The 24,322-nt window shown below is 50.6% G+C and carries 19 protein-coding genes; 5 read left to right on the forward strand and 14 right to left on the reverse strand.

What is annotated here, in order from left to right; genetic code table 11:
- Positions 1-84: 84 nt before the first annotated feature.
- The 3 genes from adeR (at position 85) to AC3WTF_RS09245 (ending at position 3,343) form a co-directional block, all read left to right on the forward strand.
- Positions 85-1,314, forward strand: coding sequence for a sporulation transcriptional activator AdeR (gene adeR / locus AC3WTF_RS09235; protein WP_007408691.1), 1,230 nt, complete (start codon positions 85-87; stop codon positions 1,312-1,314).
- 103 nt (positions 1,315-1,417) lie between these two features.
- A complete protein-coding gene (gene ald, locus AC3WTF_RS09240) occupies positions 1,418-2,548 on the forward strand; it encodes an alanine dehydrogenase (protein WP_003152011.1) in 1,131 nt (376 codons plus the stop codon).
- Positions 2,549-2,665: 117 nt separating this feature from the next.
- Complete coding sequence (locus AC3WTF_RS09245; protein WP_007613467.1) at positions 2,666-3,343, forward strand: YukJ family protein; 678 nt, start codon at positions 2,666-2,668, stop codon at positions 3,341-3,343.
- A 44-nt stretch (positions 3,344-3,387) separates the two neighbouring features.
- On the opposite strand, the gene AC3WTF_RS09250 is transcribed toward AC3WTF_RS09245, so the two are convergent.
- The 8 genes from AC3WTF_RS09250 to AC3WTF_RS09285 all read right to left on the reverse strand — a co-directional run bounded on the left by AC3WTF_RS09250 (position 3,388) and on the right by AC3WTF_RS09285 (position 17,134).
- Positions 3,388-3,603, reverse strand: coding sequence for an MbtH family protein (locus AC3WTF_RS09250; protein ID WP_007408694.1), 216 nt, complete (start codon positions 3,601-3,603; stop codon positions 3,388-3,390).
- Positions 3,604-3,621: 18 nt separating this feature from the next.
- On the reverse strand, positions 3,622-10,749 hold the full coding sequence (locus AC3WTF_RS09255) for an amino acid adenylation domain-containing protein (protein WP_492314239.1): 7,128 nt from the start codon (positions 10,747-10,749) through the stop codon (positions 3,622-3,624).
- Between the two features lie 14 nt (positions 10,750-10,763).
- On the reverse strand, positions 10,764-11,690 hold the full coding sequence (locus AC3WTF_RS09260; RefSeq protein ID WP_020956279.1) for an isochorismatase: 927 nt from the start codon (positions 11,688-11,690) through the stop codon (positions 10,764-10,766).
- 17 nt (positions 11,691-11,707) lie between these two features.
- On the reverse strand, positions 11,708-13,333 hold the full coding sequence (locus AC3WTF_RS09265) for a (2,3-dihydroxybenzoyl)adenylate synthase (protein WP_047936087.1): 1,626 nt from the start codon (positions 13,331-13,333) through the stop codon (positions 11,708-11,710).
- Positions 13,334-13,351: 18 nt separating this feature from the next.
- A complete protein-coding gene (dhbC, locus tag AC3WTF_RS09270) occupies positions 13,352-14,548 on the reverse strand; it encodes an isochorismate synthase DhbC (RefSeq protein WP_007408698.1) in 1,197 nt (398 codons plus the stop codon).
- A 23-nt stretch (positions 14,549-14,571) separates the two neighbouring features.
- Positions 14,572-15,357 carry a 2,3-dihydro-2,3-dihydroxybenzoate dehydrogenase gene (locus tag AC3WTF_RS09275; protein WP_020956281.1) on the reverse strand — a complete coding sequence of 262 codons (786 nt, stop codon included), beginning with the start codon at positions 15,355-15,357 and terminating at the stop codon, positions 14,572-14,574.
- A 135-nt stretch (positions 15,358-15,492) separates the two neighbouring features.
- Positions 15,493-16,362: an alpha/beta hydrolase gene (locus AC3WTF_RS09280; protein WP_492314240.1), complete on the reverse strand. Its 870-nt coding sequence runs from the start codon at positions 16,360-16,362 to the stop codon at positions 15,493-15,495.
- 175 nt (positions 16,363-16,537) lie between these two features.
- Positions 16,538-17,134 (reverse strand): sulfite oxidase-like oxidoreductase, encoded by a 597-nt coding sequence (locus AC3WTF_RS09285; RefSeq protein WP_020956283.1) that lies wholly within the window; start codon positions 17,132-17,134, stop codon positions 16,538-16,540.
- A 99-nt stretch (positions 17,135-17,233) separates the two neighbouring features.
- Between AC3WTF_RS09285 and AC3WTF_RS09290 the strand changes: the two genes are divergently transcribed.
- Entirely contained in the window at positions 17,234-17,827 is a 594-nt protein-coding gene (locus tag AC3WTF_RS09290; RefSeq protein ID WP_007408702.1) for a biotin transporter BioY, read from the forward strand.
- 46 nt (positions 17,828-17,873) lie between these two features.
- On the opposite strand, the gene AC3WTF_RS09295 is transcribed toward AC3WTF_RS09290, so the two are convergent.
- Together AC3WTF_RS09295 and AC3WTF_RS09300 are read right to left on the reverse strand one after the other, a co-directional pair.
- Positions 17,874-19,202: a Na+/H+ antiporter family protein gene (locus tag AC3WTF_RS09295; protein ID WP_020956285.1), complete on the reverse strand. Its 1,329-nt coding sequence runs from the start codon at positions 19,200-19,202 to the stop codon at positions 17,874-17,876.
- A 132-nt stretch (positions 19,203-19,334) separates the two neighbouring features.
- Positions 19,335-20,825, reverse strand: a complete 1,491-nt coding sequence (locus AC3WTF_RS09300; RefSeq protein ID WP_007408704.1) for a leucyl aminopeptidase — start codon at positions 20,823-20,825, stop codon at positions 19,335-19,337.
- A gap of 147 nt (positions 20,826-20,972) precedes the next feature.
- On the opposite strand from AC3WTF_RS09300, the gene AC3WTF_RS09305 reads away from it, so the two are divergent.
- Positions 20,973-21,449, forward strand: a complete 477-nt coding sequence (locus AC3WTF_RS09305; RefSeq protein WP_040238935.1) for a divergent PAP2 family protein — start codon at positions 20,973-20,975, stop codon at positions 21,447-21,449.
- A 29-nt stretch (positions 21,450-21,478) separates the two neighbouring features.
- Here AC3WTF_RS09305 and spsC read toward each other — a convergent pair whose 3' ends face one another.
- The 4 genes from spsC to AC3WTF_RS09325 form a co-directional block, all read right to left on the reverse strand.
- Positions 21,479-22,120: a stationary phase survival protein SpsC gene (gene spsC / locus AC3WTF_RS09310; protein WP_012118336.1), complete on the reverse strand. Its 642-nt coding sequence runs from the start codon at positions 22,118-22,120 to the stop codon at positions 21,479-21,481.
- 100 nt (positions 22,121-22,220) lie between these two features.
- Positions 22,221-22,541, reverse strand: a complete 321-nt coding sequence (locus tag AC3WTF_RS09315) for a YuiB family protein (RefSeq protein ID WP_003151989.1) — start codon at positions 22,539-22,541, stop codon at positions 22,221-22,223.
- Between the two features lie 68 nt (positions 22,542-22,609).
- Positions 22,610-22,735 carry a YuiA family protein gene (locus AC3WTF_RS09320; protein ID WP_007408708.1) on the reverse strand — a complete coding sequence of 42 codons (126 nt, stop codon included), beginning with the start codon at positions 22,733-22,735 and terminating at the stop codon, positions 22,610-22,612.
- Positions 22,736-22,908: 173 nt separating this feature from the next.
- Complete coding sequence (locus AC3WTF_RS09325) at positions 22,909-24,129, reverse strand: NAD(P)/FAD-dependent oxidoreductase (RefSeq protein WP_012118337.1); 1,221 nt, start codon at positions 24,127-24,129, stop codon at positions 22,909-22,911.
- Positions 24,130-24,322 lie beyond the last annotated feature (193 nt).

Raw genomic sequence — 24,322 nt, forward strand, 5'->3', positions numbered from 1 at the left:
CCATTTCCCTGCAAAGATGCCTTTCAGTCTGAAAAGCAAGATGGTAAGATCAAGATATGAAGCTATGAAAAAGTAGGGATACAGATGACCAATCCAAAGGATCCATTTAAGTACAGTTTCGACAGGCTTGAAGATGTTGCCGACCATATCAGTGAAGTTCTTCAATGCCCCATTACAATAGAAGACGTTAATCATAAACTGCTTGCATACAGCACGCACAGCGATTGTACAGATCCGGCCCGGACGTCGACGATTATCGGGCGGAGGGTGCCGGAAAAAGTCATCAACAAACTCTGGAAAGACGGAACCATTCCGGCCCTTTTAAAAACGGACCAGCCGATCAAAGTGAAAGAAATTGACGAGGTGGGCCTGAGCAACCGCGTGGCGATTTCCATCTGGAAAAACAGTCAGGTTCTCGGATTTATTTGGGCGCTTGAGATCAAAAAAAAGCTCAATGACGAAGATCTGAAGACACTTCAGCTGGCAGCCAAAGCGGTGCGGAACAAGCTTTTGCACCTGCAGATCCGCAAAACGAAAATCGAAGAGCGGGGCCAGGAGTTTTTTTGGAAAATGCTGACCGGCCATATTTATCAGGAAGCCGAAATGGCCGAAGGGTTTCATAAGCTCGGAATGGCGCTGCCGTCCGTGTTCAGCGTCATGATCATCCGTTTACATGATGAGCTGACTGAAAAGACGGAACAGCAGCTGCAATATTTGCAGGAAACGACACAGCAGATTCATGTCATGCTGGCGACTGTTGATTCAAATGAATTAATCTTATTAGCCGCGCCGAAAACCGATCAGCCTTTTAAAGATGTAAAGCACTTCGCCCTTCATATTCAAAAACAGCTGAAGGAACGATATAAAATTGAGGATGCGTCGATTGCGGTCGGCGGTATTTACGAATCGATTTCTTATGTTTACCGCTCCTATCAGGAAGCGCTTTCCGTATTAAAAGCGAAAGAGCGGTTTGTGAGAGAAACCAAACACCTTTTCAGCTTTTCGGAACTCGGCATTTATCAGTACCTGGATGTGTTGGATGAAAAACGTAAGCACAGCGGCTATATGAACTATTCCCTGTCAAAGCTTGAGCAGTATGACAGGGAGCACCAAGCCGATATGGTAAAAACGCTCGAACATTTTATTGATGCCGACAGCAACGTCAACACCGCCGCTAAAGCGCTTAACATCCATGTCAATACATTGAATTACAGGCTGAAAAGAATCAGCCAGATCGCAGAAATCGACTTAAAAAATGTGAATGAAAAGTTTACGATTTACCTTGATATCAAACTTCGCAGCATGGGTTCGTGAAATTTCACAAATCCGTGTTTTTTTATTTTCTGTTTCAAACAAAGAATTTTCGCAAAAATCGCGCTACACTTGAAGCATCACACAAACATTGGGGGAAACAGACATGATTATCGGGGTTCCAAAGGAAATCAAAAACAATGAAAATCGAGTGGCATTAACACCTGGAGGCGTTTCACAGCTTATCGGAAACGGCCATCGGGTTCTTGTGGAATCCGGAGCGGGACTCGGAAGCGGCTTTACAAATGAAGATTACGTATCAGCAGGGGCGGAAATTCTGGAGGACAGAAAGCAAGTATGGGATGCGGAAATGGTCATGAAGGTAAAAGAACCGCTGGCTGAAGAGTATGCGTATTTCCGTCAAGGTCTGGTCTTATTCACTTACCTTCATTTAGCTGCAGAGCCGGAATTAGCTAAAGCGCTTACAGAAAAAGGCGTGACAGCTATCGCGTACGAAACGGTAACGGACGGACGTTCCCTTCCGCTGCTTACGCCGATGTCCGAAGTGGCCGGCAGAATGGCCGCGCAAATCGGGGCTCAGTTTCTTGAAAAACCAAAGGGCGGAAAAGGAATTTTATTAGCCGGCGTACCGGGTGTATCCCGCGGAAAAGTCACGATCATCGGAGGGGGCGGCGTCGGAACAAATGCCGCGAAAATGGCTGTCGGACTCGGTGCCGATGTGACAATGATCGATTTGAACGCAGACCGACTGCGTCAGCTTGATGATATTTTCGGGCATCAGATTAAAACATTGATGTCAAACCCTGTAAATATTGCAGATTCCGTCGCGGAAGCGGATCTTCTGATCTGCGCCGTGCTCATCCCGGGAGCCAAAGCGCCGACTCTCGTTACGGAAGAAATGGTTAAACAAATGAAACCGGGTTCCGTCATTGTTGATGTTGCCATCGATCAGGGCGGCATTGTGGAAACCGTTGATCATATTACAACCCACGATAATCCGACTTACGAAAAACACGGCGTCGTTCACTACGCTGTCGCCAATATGCCGGGCGCCGTACCGCGTACGTCTACGCTCGCATTAACGAATGTAACCGTTCCTTACGCGCTTCAAATCGCCAATAAAGGCGCGGCACAAGCCATTGCAGACAGCCCTGCGCTTAAAGCGGGCTTAAATACGGCTAACGGACATGTCACGTATGAAGCGGTAGCCAAAGACTTAGGCTATGACTACGTGCCTGCTGAAAAAGCAATGCAAGGTTCGGCTGCAAAAGCTTAATAGATATGAAGAGGACAGCCTGATCAGCGGGCTGTCCTTTTTTCTTTCTCATAAAAGGAAAAACGGCCCCCTGTCTCGAATATCAATTCATATCCCGGAAGAAAAAGGAGGATTCATATGGCTGTTCAGCACTATGGTGTATTAAAAGGCACTGTGTCAGATATGAAAAGGGAAACAGATGATGATTCTCCGCATTTTCAAGTCGAGGTGCTAGGCGAGCCTGATACGCGCTATCGCTGTGCGATCAATGTCATGTCAAGTTCAAAAGAATCAGAGGTTCTGTATGCGGCACGCGATCATTTTGACGCAAGCGCGATCACCCTGCTGCCCAACATTCCGTATGGATATACCCCAATTGATGAAACCAGCCGTGAGCTGGCGCTGGATTATGTCCGCGGCGGATTGTTTGATCCCCGGAACATGGTGCCCCTCCCGCATGAAGTCACCGGTCCGGATAATGACTTAAATGACTTTATTGAGACGTACATGCAAAAAGCCAAATCAGAAAAAGCCACCGTCTATATTTACGGCTCTAAATTCGGGCCGGAGCCGGGCGCTGATAAGATTTTCGGGTTCAAGCCGACAAACGGCATGCATAATATTCATATGAATCAGGGAAACCCAATTGATACACGCTGGAAGAAGGATAACGGAACGTGGCACGACGGCGGTATTTTAATCCAGTTTGCAGACCAGTGGGCCGCGGTCTTTTTGGCTTTTCTGTCTCAGTCATGGTGCACGAATGAAGAAGGCCACCCTTATACATTTTGTGATCATACACAGCTTAACGGCTGATGTCCGCATAAAAAGCCTGCCGAAATAACGGCAGGCTTTTCTTATTACATTTTAGCGGCTTCGGCCTGTTTCAGGCTTTCCGGCCTCATATCACGCCAGTTTGTTTCAATATATTCGAGACAAACGGGGCGGGTTTCATTCGTGAGGCGGGTTTCCCAGCCGTCCGGCACATCCAGATAGGCCGGCCACAGTGAGTACTGGCCTTCAGCATTGACGAGCACATGGTATGAGCCGTCTTCCCGTTCAAATGGATTTGTCATATCATCTCTTTCCTTTCTTTACCGGACTGTACGCCGTCCGTTTAATTTCTCTGCCAGAATCGCGCCAATGTCGGCAAGCGGGCCCGGCTGGCACATATCTTTATGGCGGCAGTCTAAGTCATACCGCTCGATTTTCCCCGTAATATACGGTTTCCAAGTATCCGGCTCAATCGGGTCAAACCACTCCGGAATAATCGTTGATCTGAAGAACAGCACATCTCCGTGGAACGGTTTCGGCTTGTATGTTCCTAACAGCCCGACAGAATTAATGTACGTGTCTTTCAGATTCATCATCACTGACTCGTCCAGGCTGGCTAATGCGCTTCCCTCACGGCGGAGAATGGTCAGCGCGGCGTCAAAATCAAGCGGCTGATCACCGAGGCTGTCCGGGTCGTACCCTCCCAGGGCGAGCAGCGCGATGACGGCTTCCTCGTCATCAGGCGCATTTTTTATCGGCAGAAAATGATTCGGATACGCGTCAAGCATCACCAAAAGCGAAACCTCTTCACCCCGGCTCTGTAATTGTGTCGCCATGGCCTGAATGACATTCCCTCCGAGAGACCAGCCGAGCAGACGGTACGGCCCTTTCGGCTGCACGGTGCGGATTTTTTCAATATAATCCGCCGCCATGTCATCTAGGCTTTGCGGAAGCGATTCTTTTTTTCCGATGCCTCTCGCCTGTAAGCCGTATATCGGATAATCAGCCTCTAAAGAAGACATCAGCCCGGCATAACACCAGCTGAGACCGCCGGCCGGATGGACACAGAACAACGGTGTTTCTTCTCCTGCCGTTCTGAGCGGAAGAAGAACATCAAGCGCGCTTGCGCCCGTTCCTGACTCAAGTCTTTCAGCAAGGCTTGCCACCGTAGGAGCTTCAAATAATGTTCCGATACTCAGCTCGGCTCCCATCGCTTCCCGAATACGGCTCATTAAATGAACCGCAAGCAAAGAATGACCGCCTAAATCAAAAAATCTGTCATCAATACCGACACGCGGCAGATGAAGCACCTCTGCGAACAGCTCACAAAGCATTTCTTCCTGCGGCGTTCTCGGTCCCCGGTCGGTGACCTCCGTTTGGAAGTCAGGCGCAGGAAGCGCTTTTCGGTCAAGCTTTCCATTCGGTGTCAGCGGCAGTTCATTCATTTGGACAAAAGCTGACGGAATCATGTAATCCGGCAGGCTTTCTTCGGCAAACCGGCGCATGTTTCCTGTGTCCAAGGTGCTGCCGACAGATCGGACAAGGTAGGCGGCCAGCCGTTTATCTCCCGGCCGGTCTTCACGGACGACTACGGCGGCATCCTCGACATCCGGATGTTTGACGAGAACCGCTTCGATTTCTCCCAATTCAATCCGGAAGCCGCGGATTTTAATCTGGTGGTCCGCCCTGCCCATATAATCAAGAGAACCGTCCGTCCGCAGACGGGCTAAATCCCCCGTCCGGTACATCCTCGTTCCCGGCGGGCCGTACGGATCAGCCACAAAGCGTTCGGCGGTCAGGCTTTGCCGCCCTAAGTAGCCGCGTGCCACGCCTCCTCCGGCCACATACATTTCGCCCGTGATGCCCGGGGGCACAGGCTCCAGCCGGTCATCAAGCACATATACGTTCAGATCAGGAATGCCGCAGCCGATGAGGCTGTTTGCTCTCAGTTCGGCAATGTTTTTGTCTAATTCAAGGTAACTGACGTGCACCGTCGTTTCCGTAATGCCGTACATATTCACGAGCACCGGCTGATTGTCCGCGTGGCGGCTGTACCAATCCTCAAGCCGGCTCAGCTCAAGCGCCTCGCCGCCGAAGATGATATATCTGAGTGCGAGCTGACGCCCCAGCTCTTTGTGTTCTTTTTCCGCATGCATCAGCTGGTAAAACGCTGACGGCGTTTGGTTAAGCACGGTTACCCGCTCTTTCACGAGGAGATGTAAAAACGCTTCCGGCGATCTGCTGATGTCATGCGGCACGACGACGAGACGTCCGCCGTGAAGCAGCGGCCCCCACATTTCCCAGACAGAGAAATCGAAAGCGTAGGAGTGAAACATCGTCCATACATCATCAGAATGAAAGTGATACCAATGCCGCGTCGACTCAAACAGCCTGATAACATTGCTGTGCGGAATGATGACACCTTTCGGCACACCTGTTGATCCCGACGTGTAAATGACATAGGCCGGGTGAAGCGGCGACAGCGGACGAATCCGGTCAGCGTCCGCAGGGTTCTTGACGGCATATCGCTCAAGTGTTTCTTTATTCTGCGGATCATCCAGGATGAAGGCCGGCATGCCGCTTTCGATAGAGAGCTTACTTGCGCCTTCACGGTTGGTGAGCATAAATACAGGCTTGGCATCATGTAACATAAAAGCAATGCGGTCCGCGGGATAATCAGGATCAAGCGGCAGATACGCTGCCCCCGTCTTCAGGACGGCTAACAGCCCGACAATCATATCTAAAGAACGCGGCAGCGCCAGTGCGACAAACTGCTCCGGGCCGACGCCGCAGGCAATCATCATGTGCGCGAGCTGATTGGCTCTTTCATTCAGCTCTTTATAAGTGAGTCCGCTCTCTTCAAAAACTGCCGCCGTTTCATCCGATTTTGCGGCGGCCTGTATTTCAAACAGTTCAGGCAGTGTCTGCCGAGGCTGAATATGCTGTTTTGCCCGTTTAACCGGCAAAAGCTTCCGGCGCTCTTCATCAGAAAGAATGGTTAAGCTTCCGATCGGTTTATCCGGATGTGATGCGGCATCTTCGAGCAGAAGAAGCAGGCGTCCGGCAAGTGCTTCAGCCGTTTCTTTTCTAAATAAGTCCGTACTGAACTCCAGCAGACCTTCAATACCGGCAGGCGTGCCGTCGTCATGGCGCTGTTCAGCCAATTCCAGCGTCAAATCAAATTTGGACGATCCGACACTGCTGATTTGCAGGCTTGTTTCCATATCAGGAAGACTGAGTACAGGGTCAGGCGTATTTTGGAATGCGAGCATCACTTGGAACAGCGGATGTCTTGACCGGGAACGAACCGGATTCAATTCTTCCACGAGACGTTCAAACGGCACGTCCTGATGTTCATATGCTGCGAGATTCATTTCCCTGACCCTTTCAAGAAGCTCACAAAAGCTCGGATCGCCAGAGGTATCGGTTCTCAGTACGAGTGTATTAATGAACATACCCACAAGGTCTCCTAATGCGTCATCACTGCGGCCGGCTATCGGACTGCCGATCGGAATATCGGTCCCTGCACCGAGCCGGGTCAGTAACGCGGAAAGCCCTGATTGAAGCACCATAAACAGGCTTACGCGCTGATTTCTGGCAAGTGAGAGAAGACGGGCATGAAGCTCTTGGCCGATGTTGACCGGAATGACGCCGCCCCTGTAGCTTGATTCAGTGGGACGCGGAAAATCAGACGGCAGCTCCAGCTGATCCGGTACATTTTCAAGCGTTTTCTTCCAGAAATCCAGCTGGCGCGCAATTAAGCTCTCAGAATCAGACGCGCTGCCTAAAAGCTGCTGCTGCCAAAGCGCATAATCCGCATATTGAATCGCCAGCGGCGCCCATTCTGCTTTTTCACCTGTTTGCCGGGCGATATAGGCTATGGATAAGTCACGCATGAGCGGATTCAAGGACCAGCCGTCACCTGCGATGTGATGCAGGAGAACCATCAGCGTATACTCGCCGTCACCATGATCAAACAGCTCGGCCCGGACGGCCGGCTCTTTAGCGAGATCAAACCGATATCGTGCCGCAGCGGCAAGCATGTCTTGGAGCTCGTTTTTGTCTGCACGTGTCACTGTAAACACAGGGCGGGCTTCTTCAGCAGATAAAATGAGCTGATGAGATGATCCCTTATTTTCCGGAAAAACGGTGCGCAGGCTTTCATGACGGCTGACAACATCGTAAAAGGCGTGTTTCAGCGCTGATTGGTCAAGCTTGCCTGACATGCGGACAATCACCGGAATGTTGTAAGTCGGGCTTGGCCCTTCAAGACAGTAGAGAAACCATAGACGCAGCTGCGCAAATGACAGCGGGATATGCTCCGGCCGGTCAAACGGCTTGAGCTTAGGCCGCGCACTCTTTGCGGTGTCAAGCTGTGCGGCGAGCCCGGCAACGGTCGGCGTATCAAACAGACGGCCGATGCCAAGCTCTGCGCCCATCGTCTCCCGGACCCGGCTCATCAGGCGTCCGGCTAAGAGCGAATGTCCGCCCAATTCAAAGAACCCGTCATCAATTCCGACCCGCGCGAGACCGAGAACCTCGGCAAACAGATCGCATAATATTTCTTCCTGCGGCGTCCGCGGCCCTCTGTCAGACAGGACAGCGGAAAAATCAGGTGCAGGCAGAGCGCTGCGATCGAGCTTCTTATTCGGTGTCAGCGGCAATTCTTCCAGCTGTACAAACGCGCCCGGCACCATATAATCCGGCAGGCTTTCGCCCATATATTCACGAAGTCTGCCGATATCAAGGGGCTGATCCGCGACAGCGTAAGCCGCCAGCCGCTTATCTCCGGGCTGGTCTTCACGGACAATGACGGCGGCCTGCGAAATACCCGGATATTTCGACAGCACTGACTCAATTTCTCCTAATTCTATCCGGAACCCGCGGATTTTAATTTGGTGATCGGCTCTGCTGATATAATCAAGCGAGCCGTCCTCACGCCAGCGCACGAGATCTCCCGTCCGGTACATCCTCGCGCCCGCGGACCCGTACGGATCGGCAATGAATCTTTCAGCTGTTAAATCAGGACGGTTATAATAACCTCTGGCAAGCCCCTCGCCCGCTATATAAAGCTCGCCCGCGATTCCCGGCGGGACGGGCTGCAATGCGGCGTCCAGCACATATACCCGCGTGTTCCAAATCGGCTTTCCGATCGGAGGCGCCCCTGTATGGCCTTTTGCAAGCGGCTGTGCGGCCGACCAGATTGTTGTTTCAGTCGGCCCGTACAGATTCGTCACCGTACAGCCTGATTCAAGCAGAGCATGCATAAGCGCGTTCGGAAGCGCCTCACCTCCGACAAGCACCTGCAGCGCCCGGAGAGAATCCGGTTCATTGGTGACTAATGAATGCCACAATGTCGGCGTTGCCTGCATGATTGAAATACCGTATGAGTGAATCATGTGCGCAAGCGCCCGCGGTTCCTGAATCGTCTCTTTACGGGCGATGACGCACCCCGCCCCGCTGATGAGCGGAAGGAAGAGCTCAAGTCCGGAAATATCAAACGCCGCAGTCGTAACGGCAAGCAGGCGGTCTTGTTCGCCGAGCGTAAACATTTCCCGCATGGATAAGAGGAAATTGCTTACGCTTTTTAAAGTGACGACTACACCTTTCGGTTTGCCCGTTGAGCCCGATGTATAAATGATATAAGCGGGGTGCAAAGGCGAACATTCCGCCTGAGCGGGACAGTCAGCATTTTGAGCGGCAACGGTTTTTACCGTATCCGGGTCATCGAGAATGATCCTTTTTGCATCACTGTCTTCCGGCATGCGGCCGGATAATTCCATCGTTGTAATCAGGCATGCAGGCTGTGCATCTTTGAGCATGTATGTGATCCGCTCAGAAGGAAAATCAGGATCAAGCGGCAGGTATGCGGCTCCCGTTTTCAAAACGGCCAGCATGCCCACGGCCAACTCCTGTGACCGCGGAAGCAGCAAAGCGGCAAATTGTTCCGGTCCGAGCCCTTTTTCCTTTAGCATGCCGGCAAGCTGGTTCGCGCGCTTGTTCAATTCGGCATAGCTGAGCTCTTCGTTTTCGGTGATGATTGCCGGCCGGTCCGGTGTTTTTACGGCCTGTTCGTAAAACAGCTCCGGCAGACTTTTCTGCTTCTCGGCCTTGCGCGTGTCATTCCAGCTATCCAGTACGCGGAGACGTTCACTTTCAAGCAGAAGGTTGAGTGTGCCGATTTTTTGTGTCTGGTCTTTCACAGCTGATTCCAACAGAAGCAGGAATCGTTTTTGATGGTTTTCAATATCTTCGGCGCTGTACACTTCCGGATTCGCATCAAAGTCCACACGCATTCCGCTTCCGTCCGCTCTGTCGTAAACGTTAATTGACAAATCATCAACGGGCCCTGCTGATAAATTATGGACGGTCCCTGGCGCTCCGGCGAAATCAAGCGCGTAGTCAAACGGCATCACATTGACTTGCGGGCCGAACAGCCTGCGATTTTCTCCGAGCAATTTAAGGTCGCGGCGCATGTCTTCATGGCGGTATTTCTGATGGCGCCGGATGTTTCGGATTTCTTTTGCCACTTGGCTGACGGCCTCATGAAAATTCATATCCGGGCGGAGCGAAAGCCGCAAAGGCAGCAGATTCATGACCATACTCGGAATATTCAGTGAAATTGAGCCGATCCGCCCCATCATCGGTAAACCGAGCACGATATCCCCTGCGTTTGTCATCCGGTGGACATATACCGCCGCTGCGGCCGTGACGGCTTCATGCCAGTTCGGAATCGCTTTTACATGCTGTAAAGCCGTTTCAGAAAGATAAGCCGTGCTTCTCCGAAAACGTGTTGACGTTCGCGGCGCTCTTTCTGCCAAACTGACGACATCAGGTTCATCCGCAAATTTCTCCATCCAAAATTCCCGATCTTTCAGGAATTGATCAGACGCGCGGTACTCTTGATCTTCTTTTACCAGATCGTCCAAAGAACCGAAGGAGCGCCCGTTATCCGGACGTCCTTCCCGTATTGCAGTGTACATTTGCGCCGTACGCCGTGCCAGCAGTGAAAAACCGTAGCCGTCTATCGCAATGTGGTGAATGCGCTGATACCAGAAAAAGCGTTCCGGTCCCGCCTGAAATAAAATGTCGCGGAACAAAGGCCCGGCCGCCATATCAACGGGCTCAGCCAAATCTGTCTGCATGAGTCTGAGTGCGGCCTGCTTCGGATCAGCTTCTGAACTCACATCTATGACATCGATCGCAGCCTCAAATGGAGGATTGATGATCTGCTTCGGCCCGTCTGCTCCCTCTTCGAAGCGGGCGTGTAATGACGCGGCTTCCGTCAGCACGCGTTCGAGAGCGGTTTTAAATATGTTCACATCGATCGCGCCGTTTATCTCAACGTACTCGCCTGTATTGTAAATCGGATTATCAGGATCAAGCTGCTGCGCAAACCAGATACCGGCCTGTGCGCCTGTCAGAGGCAGCTGTTGTGTATCATGCATTCTATTCTCTCCCTTTATAAATAATCTGCGTTCGGCAAGACTTTTTGAGATCGGGAAGAAAGAAGTCTCCACCACTCTTCCAGCGTCGGGTTCTCCGCCAGTTCCACAAACGTCACTTCAGCTCCGTCACGGCGCCATTGTTCGACAAGGCTCATGATTCTGACGGAGTCAAGACCTCTGTCCAGCAGGTCTTCATGATCCGGAATATCAGACGGTGATTCTTGAAGAATCGCCGCAATTTGTTCACGCACCCGGTCTTTTGTCAATACGGCGGAAGTCTTCTCTTCTCCTTCAGAAACCGGCGCGCCGCCCAGCAGCTCCAGCACTTCGTTTGACAAAGCCGTGTAAGCGCAGCGCTGAGACGCATATTCGATGGCCATCTTATGTTTTTCTGAAGAAAAATCAGCAACGGCGTCTCCGATAAAGAAGCTTTGGATATCATCCATAAATGCTTCACAGGCTGTGACGAGACAGCCGATGTGTGCATAAATTCCCGTAATCATGAGCTGGTCTCTGCCGCTTTCACGCATGATCTCAAGGAGATTCGTCCGTTTAAACGCGCTGTATCTCCACTTTGTGAGGACAATGTCCTGATCATCCGGGGCAAGCTCCGGAATGACCTTTTCTTCATAAGGCCCGCTTTTTAGCCCCGGCCCCCAAAAATCCGTCAGCAGCGCACGGTCCGCCGGGTCTTGGCTGCCCGGCTGCGCGGTATACACCACCGGAATGCCGAGTGCTTTGCATTGCTCTTTTATTTTTTTGATATTCTCAGCCGCCTCCGTGATCGGAGCTTCACCTTTCGCAAAAGCATCGACGAAATAATTCTGCATGTCATGGATCAGAAGCACCGCGCGTTTCGGATTCAGCGTCCACGATACTTTATTTTCAGGCATATCTGACGCTGTCGGCAGCGCATATGCGGGAATAGACGGTATAGCCAATGTAAACACTTCCTTTTTTAAGATTGTTTGATTTCAGCCGGCTTTACTTTTTGGGCGATCGTTTCGCGAAGATCCTTTTTACTGACCTTGCCGACGCCGGTTTTCGGGAAAGAAGCGATAAATTCAATCCGGTCGGGGATTTTATATGCCGCTAATCCGCGCTCACGTAAAAATGCTTTCAGCTCTCCCGGTTTCGGCGCTTCTCCTTTCGGGATGACGAACACACAGGATCGCTCCCCGAGAAAATCGTCCGGCATTGAAACCATGGCCGCGTCATGAACGGCAGGATGCGCAAGAAGGTGATTTTCCACCTCCTCAGCGGCTATTTTTTCACCGCCCCGATTGATTTGATCTTTCGCACGCCCTTCGACGATGATATAGCCGTCCGCCGTCAGTTTGACGATATCGCCGGTCTGATAAAATCCGTCGGCTGTGAATGATCTTTCATTATGTTCAGGCGCTTTATAATATCCGCGAATCGTGTAAGGGCCGCGTGTAAACAAATGTCCCGCTTCACCGGGGGCGACATCCCGCCCGTCATCGTCTAAAACCCTTACCTCATCAAAAGGTGACATCGGTCTGCCTTGCGTATTGACAATGATCTCTTCAGGATCATCCAGTCTCGTATAATTCACCAATCCTTCCGCCATTCCGAAAACCTGCTGAAGGGTGCATCCGAAAGCGCTCTTTACGCGGCGGGCCGCCTCAGCGCTGAATTTGGCGCCTCCCACCTGCAGCACTTGAAGGCTTGATAAATCATCACTTCGCGAACCGGATGCGTCCATCCACACCATCGCAAGCGGCGGGACGAGCGCTGTAATCGTGACACGTTCTTTCTCAATTAACGGGAAGCAGTCATCCGGGCTCGGCGTCGGTGACAGAACAACCCGGCCTCCGGCATATAAAGTTCCCAGCACACCTGGCGAGCTGAGCGGATAATTATGCGCTGTCGGCAGAGCGGCCAAATAAACGCTGTGTTGATCCAAGCCGCATATTTCCGCGCTGATGCGCAAACTGTATATGTAATCGTCGTGTGTTCGCGGAATCAGCTTGGACAGCCCCGTACTGCCTCCTGAAAGCTGTAAAAAGGCGACTTCCGCCGGGCTTACCTCTTCCAGCTGAACAGGCTCTCTATGCAGGCTGCTCAGTTCTTGAAACTCTTCAGCTTCGCCGGCCACAATGACATGCGCCAAATCCGGAAGTTTGTCTTTCACCTGTCTGGCAAGCGCCCTGTAATCAAAACCTGAATGCATATCAGGAATGATGTATGCTTTCGCCTCTGCAAACTCGCAGAAATACGTAATCTCACTGCTTCTATGAGAAGGCAGCGCGAAAACGGGCAGCGCTCCCAGCCGGAACAGCGCGAAAATCACTTCAAAAAACTCAGCGATATTCGGCAGCTGAACGACAACGCGGTCTTCCTTTTGAATTCCGAGCTTATGCAGCCCCGCCGCTAAACGATCTGCCCTTTCATCTAATTCTTTGTAGGTCCAATGTACATCTTTACACGTCACGGCAGTTTGATTTCCGTATAAAGCCGCGCGCTCTTTCAGCATTCCTCCGAACGTCTCATCCTTCCAGCAGCCGTCTTTTCGGTATTTGTCAGCCCATTCTTCCGGCCATGGCGTAAATCCAGTCAGCACGATCCGTTCCCTCCTTTTTTACAACTCATCTTGGTAAAGCCCCATCGCCCGGAGCATGGTGCGGAATTTGGCCGAGGTCTCGTCCAATTCATCCTGCGGCTTTGATCCGGCGACAATCCCGGCACCCGCAAAGAGCCGGAGAGACCTTGTTTCCGCTTCGGCGCAGCGGAGTGCGATAATCCATTCTCCGTCACCCTCAGCATCACACCAGCCCGCCATTCCCGTGTAGAAATTGCGGTCAAACGGCTCAATATCCTGAATCGCTTCTCTCGCCGCATCCGTCGGCGTTCCGCATACCGCGGGTGTCGGATGCAGGGCGATGGCCAGCTCAAGTGATGTCGTTGACGGATCACGCAGCTCTCCCTTTACCTCGGTGGACAGGTGCCACATCGCCTCAGTTTTAATGAGTGACGGTTTTTCCGGCACATCAAGCACACGGCAGAACGGTTTAAGGGCGGCGGCCACGGCGGCCACGACTACGGCATGTTCATGCAGATCTTTTGCTGATTGCAGCAGTTCTTCCGCTCTTCTCTGATCCTCGGCGGGATCTGTGCTGCGAGGTCTGGAACCTGCCAGCGGATTGGACAGAATCGATGTTCCGTTTTTGGACAGCAATAGTTCAGGACTTGCGCCGAAAAGCGTTTTTCTTGTTTCTGACGTTCCCGTCACATCCGCAGCGAATGTATAGCCGCGCGGGTTGTGCTGCGCCAAATGCTTGACGGCCTGTGGAATGTCGATATCCTTTTCAGCGGTCAGATGAAGCGTCCTTGACAGCACGATTTTGCTGAGCGGACCGTCCGTAATGCTGAATACGCCTTGTTCCACACCGCTCATAAAGCCCTCAGGCTCCGGAACGGGACGGATGTCATATGTATTGGATTGCGGCTTTTCTGCGGAAGATTCCGCAAACGAAAGCGGGCCTGCCGTATGGACATTCTTCGGTACAAAAAGCCGGGAAGCTTTTCTGCCGTCAAAAGGAATGGCGCCGGCCGCAATCGGATGTTTGATGCCGGCTTGCTTTGCCTCAAGAAGCGTCTGTCTCACGCGTTCAGGCAGTGAATCCAGCTGATTTTCCGCGTCTGTATCAGGCACTTCCGCAAACATTCCTTCCGCAAGCATCGTACTTTTCGGGGAAGCTAAAAAGAACGCCCCGGGCTTGTAAGCGTCCAGCACCTCTTTTGCAGACACTTCCGCCAATAAATGTTGATTTGTCATGTTTGTCCCTCCTTCTCGTTACATCAAACGCCTAAAGTAGCGCCGCCATCAACGCATAAATCATGCATCGTAATATGGTTTGCCTGTTCAGAAGCCAGAAACAAAACGGCATTTGCAATATCAGAAGGCTTCGCCAGCTTTTGAAGCGGAATTCCCGTTTTATATGTATCAAGCGAACCTCTGATGACGTCCCGGGCTCCGTTCCCGTCCTGCCACAGCGCCCGCTGCATGTCGGTTTCCGTTGAACCCGGAGATACGATGTTGCAGCGGATATGATGGGCCGCAAGCTCCAGTCCGAGGCATTTCGTAAACATGACGGCAGCCGCTTTTGACGCCGCATAAGCCGCCATGGAAGCACGCGGAACGCCGGCTGCATTCGAACCGACCGTAACGATGGCGCCTTTTTGACGCTCAATCATGTATCGGCTTACAGCCCGTGACACATGAAATACGCCGGTCGTATTAACAGAAAATGTTTGATCCCAATCTTCATCACTGAGGGATTGCACCGGACCCGGCCGCAGCACGCCCGCAACGTTCGCCAATATTTCAATAGGTCCCATGTCGCGTTCAACGGCGGCGATGATATCATTGACAGCCGCACTGTCAGATACATCTGCGGCAAACCCCTGCGCCTGCACGCCTTTTTTCCGAAGTCTGTCAGTAAGCCCGAGAAGCAAGTCTTGATTTGTATCTATAGCTGCCACATTTACGCCTTGTTCAGCAAGGGCAAGCGCTGTTGCTTCTCCGATGCCTTGAGCGGCGCCGGTGACAACGGCCGTTTTCCCTTTCATTCCCAATGCGTCCATATTATCATTCCCTTTCTATATTGATAATGATTATCATTATCAACTATGATTCAAGACAATCATATCCAAATCAAAACACGCAGTCAATTAGAAAATTAGAATCAGCCGCATTTAGTTCGAAGGGCCTGTTTTTTCTCATGCGGGAGAATACGGGGTATGCGGTCCTCCCGGATTCAGGCAGAAACGCAGGGCCCTGCTGATTAAAACGGGCAGGACAGAAATATGGCCCTCTCCTTTAAACTCGCTGTATTCAGCACGGACTCCATCATCTTCAAATCCGGATAATAAAGAGTACAGCGCCTCTGCGTGCTGCGGGATTCTGCTTTTATGTGTTTTTTCAATTTCTCCCGCAGCCAGCAATACGCTGACTTGAAGATTTTCCGCAGAGAGCCGGTCTGACAAACGTTCCGCTTTTTCCTGAATAAAACGCTTGTTCCAGTGAATTGACGGACTCCCGGCAACATAGGTCTGGAACATGTCCGGCCTCGTCAAAAGCACTTGCAGCACAAAAAGACCGCCCAGCGAATGGCCGAAAATCGTCTGCCTGCCTCTGTCGATCGGATAATCCCGCTCCATCGCGGGCTTTACTTCTTCTTCTATAAAACTCAGAAACGCTTCCGCCCCTCCCTGTTCGGGCCATGCCGCGCCCCGCGGGTGCACCGGCAGTTCTGATTCAGAAAGCGGCATCGTAAAATCACTGTGACGTTCGGCGGAAAACGGCTGATCTGTCGGGTAGCCGATTCCGACAATCACCGCCGGAACAACGCCTGTTTTTTCAGGCCGTCGGCTTTGCACCCGCAAAGCTTCGGCCATTGTGCCGAATACGGAATTCGCATCGAGCAGGTATATGACGGGGAAGCCGGATGCAGGCGGTTCTTCCTGAGGAAAAGAGACAAAGATACGATACATACGGCCTCCTTTTGAGCGCATTTCTCTTACTTCTGTGCCCGGAACCGCGTATCGGCCGGCCGGCGCGAAACCCCGCTTTATTTGTTTTCCGTCCATTATGTGTTCATCCCCTTTGCGGCAATTGCTTTATCTATGCTTATTGATAATGATTTTCAATATCAAAAGACACCTCAAATAATAGGTTTTTTGCCAAACAAAGTCAATGGATTTTTGATATAAAAAAAGCACCTTATTTCAATAAGGTACCTAAGAACTATATAGTGATAGGGGCTTAATCCCATGTAAAGCGCTCATTCTTCCATGGATCTCCCCTCATATGGTAGCCGTTTTTCTCCCAAAAGCCGGGGTGGTTTTCCTTTGTGAACTGAATGCCGCGCAGCCATTTTGCGCTTTTCCAAAAATAAAGATGGGGGAAAACGCCTCTGAGCGGATAGCCGTGCTCTGGCGTTAACGGCTCGCCGTTATGCGCATATGCCAGCAGGGATGTTTCCCGCGCAAAATCAGAAAGCGGCAGGTTGGCCGTCCAGCCCTCTTCAGCGTGCAGAATGACGAATCCCGCTTCTTTGTGCACGCCCGCTTTCTCAGCGATGTCTTTGGCGCGTATTCCCTGCCAGATATTATCAAGACGGGACCAGCCCGTAACGCAATGAATATCATTTTTCACTTCGGCTTCAGGAAAGGCTTTGATATCTTCAAAGCTTAACAGCATAGGACGGTCAACAAGTCCGTACACTTGCAGATTCCATTTTGACATATCTTCATAATAAGGAACATTTCCGGCGTGAAGCACGGGAAACTTCGTTGTGACATTTTGATTTGGCGGAATCCGTTCCGACTGTTTTGTTTGTTTCGTTTTCCCGAAAAACATATGGCTCCCTCCATTTAGTAAACCTGTGTTAAATCTTTGTTGACAATCAATCACCCTTCGATTACGCTAATCTGGTACAAGTGTAAGGGGGAAAAACAAATGAAACAACGCAACCTTCGCGCGGGCGATATGGCGCTTATCGGCATGTTTGCCGCACTGATGGCCGTCGGCGCCAACATTACATCAATGGCTCCTTTTTTGCAAGTTGCGGGAATTCCGTTATCGCTGCAGCCTTTCTTTTGTCTGTTAGCCGCGATGCTTCTCGGCGCCAGACGGGCAGCCATTGCAATGACGGTATACGCATTGGCCGGACTCGCGGGGGCGCCTGTTTTCGCTCAATTCTCAGCAGGCTTTGCGCCGTTTATCGGAAAGAGCGGCGGATTTATTCTCGCTTATATCCCGGCGGCATTTGCAGCCGGATGGCTGCTGGAAAAAACAAAAAAACCCGGCCGCCTGCATTATGCATGGGCCTCTTTGATCGGTACCGCCGTCATTTATATCATTGGCACGACCTATACGTATATTGCGCTGAAATTATGGCTTCATGCTCCGATCAGCTACGGAATGGCCTGGTTTTACATGATATGGTTTTTCATAAAAGATATCGTTTTAGCACTGTTATTGGCATCAATCGCGCCTGCCGTTTACAGGTCTATTCATAAAGCGACGGGGTTCAGCAGAAACCCGGCGTAAGATGTTCTCAGCATACAAAAAGGCTCCCCTTTCCGGGAGCCTTTTTTTACAGGACAAGTGCGGCAATCCAGCCGAATATCACAAGCGGAATGTTATAGAAAATAAATGTCGGTACGCACGTATCCCAAATGTGGTGGTGCTGTCCGTCGGCGCTGAGGCCTGACGTCGGGCCGAGCGTACTGTCACTTGCAGGAGAACCCGCATCACCGACCGCGGCGGCCGCTCCGATTACGGCGATCGTCGCCATCGGGCTGAATCCGAGCTGAGCGCACAGCGGAACGAATATGGTCGTAATAACGGGTACGGTTGCAAATGATGATCCGATTCCCATCGTGATTAATAAACCGACCACCAGCATCAGGAGCGCGCCCAATGATTGGCTGTGGCCGATAAAGCCTGTTGATGCTTTGACCAAGGAAGCCACATCGCCCGTTTTATTCAATACATTTGAAAAACCGGCCGCAACAAGCATGACAAACCCGATAAAAGCCATCAGAATCATGCCGTCCGTGATCAGCTTATCCGCTTCATTGCGCTTCATGACTCCGCTGATAAACAGCGTAAACAAGCCGGCAAGCGCGCCCATGATCATACCTTCCACTCCGAGCACTTGTGACAGATAGAGCTGAACGGCAAGCGACACGGCAATGGAGATCAAGGCGATGGCAATGCTTTTTTTCGTATAAGGAGAAGACGATAGTCCGGCAATCTCCTTCGTCTCATATTTCTTCGGTTTCCGGAAGACGATGACGGCTAAAATTAAACCGACTACCATCCCGGCCGTCGGAATGATTAAAGCATAAGGGATATCACTGAGCGGCACCTTTAAACCGGCTGCCGCCATATTATCTCTCAGCATCCCCTGGAAAATCTGTCCGAATCCGACAGGCAGAACGATATACGGCGCAGTCAGTCCGAATGTCATCACACACGCGATCAGTCTGCGGTCTATTTCAAGTTCGTTAAATATTTTTAAAAGCGGCGGAATCAATACAGGAATAAACGCAATGTGAACGGGCACCACGTTTTGCGAGAAACAGGATATGATTAAAATAATCAGTACGATTAACACTTTTGACAGTGCTTTTTTCCGCGAATCTTCCTTTTTTCCGATTAGTTTGACAGACGCTTCCACCATTGCATCGGGAAGCCCCGTCTTTGTCAGCGCCGCGGCAAATGCTCCGAGCAGCGCGTAGCTGACCGCGACGGTGGCATTTCCGCCGAGACCGTCCGTAAAAGCCTTCACCGTCTCTCCTAGGCCTAAGCCGCCGGTCAGCCCGCCGGCAAGCGCGCCGATCATTAAAGCTATAATAATATTGACACGCAGCAGGCTTAAGACGAGCATAAGCAATACTGCGATAACAACAGCATTCATTGATGAGTCCCTCCAAAAATCCTTTAGTTTGCTAATGTAGTAGATAATTAAAGTTACCATATATTCTGCGCTTTAGTCAACTAAAGATTTTGGAAATCAAAAAACCCGCTGCATCAAGGCAGCGGGATGCTGTTATCTTTCGGGCGTAAAGCGCTCAGTCAAAACAGCCAACGTCCTTGCCATGACGCCTGTTGCGCCGGCAGGTCCGAAGCATGTCGCTTTATTCGCCGTTGCGGTTCCCGCAATATCGAGATGAACCCACGGCGTGTTTTCCGCGAATTCACCAATGAATGCCCCCGCCATAATCGCGTGGCCTTCTCTTCCCGGAGAATTGTTCAAATCAGCCATCTGACTGTTTCTCACCCGTTTTTTATCCTTTTCTGTAATCGGAAGCTGCCAGATCGGCTCGCCGGATTCTTTCGCCGATTCCGCCACCTGTTCATAAAACGCGGCGTGATTGGTCATGGCGCCCGTCATTTCGTTCCCTAAGGCGACAATGACACCGCCCGTTAACGTTGCGACGTCTACAAGAACAGAGGCTCCGTGCTGCTTGGCGTATGTGATGCCGTCGGCAAGCACGAGACGCCCTTCCGCATCGGTGTTCAGGATCTCAATGGTTTTTCCGCTGAGCGAAACGATGACATCATCCGGCTTCATAGCATCGGACGAAATCATGTTGTCCGTAGACGGTATGACAGCGAGCACGTTTTGTTCAGGCCGCAGTTCGCCGATAATTTCCATTGCCCCTAATACCGAGGCGGCCCCTCCCATATCGCTTTTCATGCCGACGATGCCGGTTTTCGGCTTAATTGAATATCCGCCCGTATCAAAGGTAATTCCTTTACCGACCAGGCCGATAACGTCTTCCCACTGATCTTTGCCCTGATACTTCAGAACGATCATTTTCGGCGGTTCGGATGAGCCCTTGTTAACAGCAAGCAGCCCGCCCATGCCGAGCTCTTCCATTTCATCTTTTTCTAAAATTTCACACTCGAAATCGTATTTTGCCGCCAGCTCAGCGGCATATGACGCCAAATCAGTGGCCGTCAGCATATTACCCGGCATATTCACAAGTGTGCGGGCTGAATTCGTCCCTTGGCCGTATGCCGCGCCGACGTTCAGGCCGGCCTGCACTTCCCTCAGGTCTTCTTCGGTCACGGCGCAGACTGATTTCAGTTCCTGATCCGGCTCATTTGATTTATGTTTATAATCCTGCACTTCGTAAACCGCAAGCAGACAGCTTTCTGAAAGCGCATGAGCGGCATCGGCGGCAGGCACTTCCCCGGAGACGAATGTATCGAGCAAAACGGATACTTCCTGTTTTTTATCTTGATGAACCTGCTGAAATACTCGTGCAAAGCATTCTTTCGTATCTTCAAACGAATAATCCGCTTCTCTTCCCAGGCCGATAAAATAAATACGTTTCATACCGGTCGCAGCCGGAGGGTATACTTTTGATACACGATTGCGTTTGGCGGACACATCACCATCCTTTAACAGCTGGGTCAGATGACCGTCCAATTTATCATCCAATTCCTTCGTAAATCCGTTCAGCGTGCTTTTTTGAAAAAGACCGATGACCAGTGTTTCGGGATGCCGCAGTTGATCAGATGCATAAAACATGAGTACACACTCCTTATGTGGGTATTTGTTATGTAAAGTGGTATAATGAAAAAACATTTTTCATTGATTTTATTTTACCAAACTAAGGGCGTTTTCTGCAGTTTTTCGATACGATCGGAATCAGCAGATACAGAAAGGATGTTGCATATGGATGTATTTATGAATTTTCCTTTACTGGCGAGTTTTGCCGCCATTATTTTTGCCCAAGTTGTAAAAGTGCCTATTCAATTTATCGTATCCAAAAAACTTGACTGGTCTCTTGTGACGAGCACCGGCGGCATGCCGAGCTCCCATTCCGCCGCCGTCACCGCGCTGTCAACCGGAGTCGCTTTGGAACAGGGACTGGACTCGCCCCTGTTTGCAGTCGCCGCGATTTTCGCCGTCATTACGATGTTCGACGCTACAGGTGTCAGGCGGCATGCGGGTGAACAGGCGACGGTCATTAATAAACTGGTCATCGACTTTAATCGGTTTGTCAGCGAAGCGAAGGACTTTCAGAAAGCGGAAGAGAAGGAAAAACAGAAGAAACTGAAAGAACTGCTCGGCCATCAGCCGATTGAAGTGTTCTTCGGCGGCGTCACCGGTATTGTGCTGACATTGATTTTAGATTATTTCTTTATGTAAAAAACGCTTCAGCGGATGCTGAAGCGTTTTTATTCTTTTACCGTTTTGTATTGATTTCTGAACACTTGCATCGACTTGGTTTCGTTCAGCTTTACAAGTTCGTCCTCGGTCACTGTGCCGTTCCCTTTTTTAATCATGTAGACATCAAGTGTTTTTTTGCCCCAATTGTTATAGACGTCCTTGACGGTGTCAAAGTAGAGGTCAAGGCGGCTGCCTTTAATTTTTGAGCCGGTATCGGCGACAACCCCGTAACCGTAATTCGGTATAAACAGAATCGTCCCGATCGGAAAAACAGACGGATCGGCCGCAACAGTTGAATATAAATCGCGTTTGACCTTCACGCCTGAATATGTAATTCCGTACTGCGGATGACCCGGAGATTTTCCGGTAGATTCCGCTCCGGCGGTATAACCGGTGGCCGTCACCTTTTGTGACGGATAGCGTTCCCAGTCAAAAGCTTCTTCCAGCGGTTTTATCCTGCCTGATGCCTTCTTTTCCGGCTGATTCTGTAAGGATTGAAACGGAGTGCCGATGTTTTTCAAAACGGCGCCGCGATGTTCCGTCATCCAATTTGTCAGATCCTTTGCTTCAACTCCGGTTATGGAAAAGTATGTCGCATGGCATGCGCCCAAAAAGAGCACGATCATGAATACGCGTCTGATTATCGTCAATCTGAAATCACTCTCCTCCGAGTCATTGTTCCCAACTCGGTGGGGTGCTATACAAAAAGCGCCGCGACACAAAAAAAGCTTTCTCGAATAAGAAAGCGGCTTAAAACATTTGATATCCTCTTTTTCTGAGCGCCTTTATGGCAATGCCTGACATGATGGCTCCCGCCAGTCCGCCCGCCAAAATCACGACATCCGCAACCGCTAATGACATGATGCGCTGAAACAGGCTTTGAAAGGATTCCCCCGGCGCCTGCACGTAACTGATCATCTTTTTATTGCTGATAATGAAAAGGCATACAATCGGATAGACAACAGCCATAATCCACGACATTCTAAGCAGCATGTTCAACAGAAAGCCTATGCCGAAAAACAGTACAAAAAATAGTACGATTGAGATCAGGACGACCGGCAAACTAATCACAAACATCCACCCCCTACAGCACTTTCAGTGTACCTCGGGGGCGGTAAAAAAGTCAACGTCTGGAAAAATCAGCGTCTCTCTTTGCCGCTTCCCTGGCAGGAGGGACATGTTTCGGAGCCGCCAAGAAGCAATTGAAAATACCCTTTACCTGAGCAGAACGGACACGCCGCCGTGCTTTTTGCTGTCGTTTTCATGCGGATCACCCTTTTTCTTAATTTTCTGATAATATATCATATTTACTTGTCAAGCACCAAGTCAGAATATGTAACAAAATAACTCATGTAAGCGAAAACATTCATTTTTTTCTTTTACATTCTTTTGATAGCGCTCTTTTTTAAAAGAAGAGAAAACCCGCGGCCGCGGGTTTTCAGAAGAATTTAAACTTCCCTTTTTTCAGCGTCAGGCCCAGCCCGCCGATCATAAAGAGCGAGCGGTTGTCAATGACCTTTTTCATAAAGGACGCCGGCGTGCCTTTGAGCTTCCTGCCGTATACGACTCCGACGGCGTTATGCTCACCGAGGGAGGCAACGGTTCCTTTAATGTCAGGCTTGAACTCTTCAAGCTGGCCTCCTTTAATCAAACCGCCCAGATTTTTGGCGACCGTTTCTCCTTGCTGCATCGCGATCTGAGCAGTCGGCGGGTACGGCCGTTCCGTCTCTTCATTGATAAAGAGCGAGCTGTCGCCGAGTATAAAAACGTCATCATGTCCCGGCGCCCGAAGATCAGGGTTGACCTTGACACGGCCGCGCATATTTTCAAAACCCGCTTCCTCCACGATCGGATGTCCGCGCACGCCCGCCGCCCAGACAACGGTCTGGGATTTGATTTCTTCCGGCTCTTCATCTTTCTTGCCGACTGTGACACCGTCTGCGCGGCATTCTTGAACCGCGGTGCCGATTTTAAATTCAACGCCTTTGCTCTCAAGGTATTGAACGGCGTAATCGACAAGCTCCGGATCAAATCCCGGCAAAACCGTCGGGGCGGCCTCGACACAGACGATCCGGACGAGACTTTCATCTATATCATAATATCTGCATAACTCCGGCTTGCGGTTCGCAAGCTCACCGAGAAATTCAATTCCCGTAAAGCCCGCTCCGCCGACAACGATGGTTAAGCGGTCAGGGCGTTTTTCGGCCTCCGTATTGTATGTCGCAAATTGGAGCTCAATATGGTCTTTCAGCTGGCGCGACGTATTAATATTCGCGATCGGAAAAGCGAATTCTTTTAAGCCTTTAATCCCGAATGTTTCAGGGACGGCGCCAAGCCCGATGACAAGATAATCATAAGGGATGTCCCCTTGTGAAAGCGTCACCTTTTTATTTTGCACATCTATCGCTTTTACGGTATCCTGCACAAATTTGACCCGTGATTCATTGATTACATCTTTTATTTGATATCTGCAGCGGTCATGATGCAGCGTTCCTGCGCTCGCTTCATGCATCCATGTCGTTTCATAATGATAATTGTGTTTATTGACCAAAGTAATGTCAGCGTCATTTGCCCCGATATGCTTCGGAAGCCTTGTTACTGTCATTAATCCACCATAACCTGCACCTAAAACCACGATTTTGGGTTTATTCAATGCCATCACATCCACCTTCTTTTTTTTGCTGTTAGACGCATAATCAAATCAACATTTGTATTAGCTTCAGCTTATTGGCGGGATTTTATGAAATGAAATATAAAATTTTTTAGAAAACCGCACATGTCTGCATATCACCATACTATCCGGAAGAATCAGAAAACATTCAGGAAAAAACAGATTGGAATTTGTCCCCATA

This window comes from Bacillus sp. EB106-06-01-XG163 (assembly GCF_058791615.1).

Bases quoted from the DNA above. Each gene is read 5' to 3' on its own strand.
- adeR (WP_007408691.1), top strand. From the start codon at position 85: ATGACCAATCCAAAGGATCCATTTAAGTACAGTTTCGACAGGCTTGAA.
- ald (WP_003152011.1), top strand. From the start codon at position 1,418: ATGATTATCGGGGTTCCAAAGGAAATCAAAAACAATGAAAATCGAGTG.
- AC3WTF_RS09245 (WP_007613467.1), top strand. From the start codon at position 2,666: ATGGCTGTTCAGCACTATGGTGTATTAAAAGGCACTGTGTCAGATATG.
- AC3WTF_RS09250 (WP_007408694.1), bottom strand. From the start codon at position 3,603: ATGACAAATCCATTTGAACGGGAAGACGGCTCATACCATGTGCTCGTC.
- AC3WTF_RS09255 (WP_492314239.1), bottom strand. From the start codon at position 10,749: ATGCATGATACACAACAGCTGCCTCTGACAGGCGCACAGGCCGGTATC.
- dhbC (WP_007408698.1), bottom strand. From the start codon at position 14,548: ATGACAAATCAACATTTATTGGCGGAAGTGTCTGCAAAAGAGGTGCTG.
- AC3WTF_RS09275 (WP_020956281.1), bottom strand. From the start codon at position 15,357: ATGGACGCATTGGGAATGAAAGGGAAAACGGCCGTTGTCACCGGCGCC.
- AC3WTF_RS09280 (WP_492314240.1), bottom strand. From the start codon at position 16,362: ATGGACGGAAAACAAATAAAGCGGGGTTTCGCGCCGGCCGGCCGATAC.
- AC3WTF_RS09285 (WP_020956283.1), bottom strand. From the start codon at position 17,134: ATGTTTTTCGGGAAAACGAAACAAACAAAACAGTCGGAACGGATTCCG.
- AC3WTF_RS09290 (WP_007408702.1), top strand. From the start codon at position 17,234: ATGAAACAACGCAACCTTCGCGCGGGCGATATGGCGCTTATCGGCATG.
- AC3WTF_RS09295 (WP_020956285.1), bottom strand. From the start codon at position 19,202: ATGAATGCTGTTGTTATCGCAGTATTGCTTATGCTCGTCTTAAGCCTG.
- AC3WTF_RS09300 (WP_007408704.1), bottom strand. From the start codon at position 20,825: ATGTTTTATGCATCTGATCAACTGCGGCATCCCGAAACACTGGTCATC.
- AC3WTF_RS09305 (WP_040238935.1), top strand. From the start codon at position 20,973: ATGGATGTATTTATGAATTTTCCTTTACTGGCGAGTTTTGCCGCCATT.
- AC3WTF_RS09320 (WP_007408708.1), bottom strand. From the start codon at position 22,735: ATGAAAACGACAGCAAAAAGCACGGCGGCGTGTCCGTTCTGCTCAGGT.
- AC3WTF_RS09325 (WP_012118337.1), bottom strand. From the start codon at position 24,129: ATGGCATTGAATAAACCCAAAATCGTGGTTTTAGGTGCAGGTTATGGT.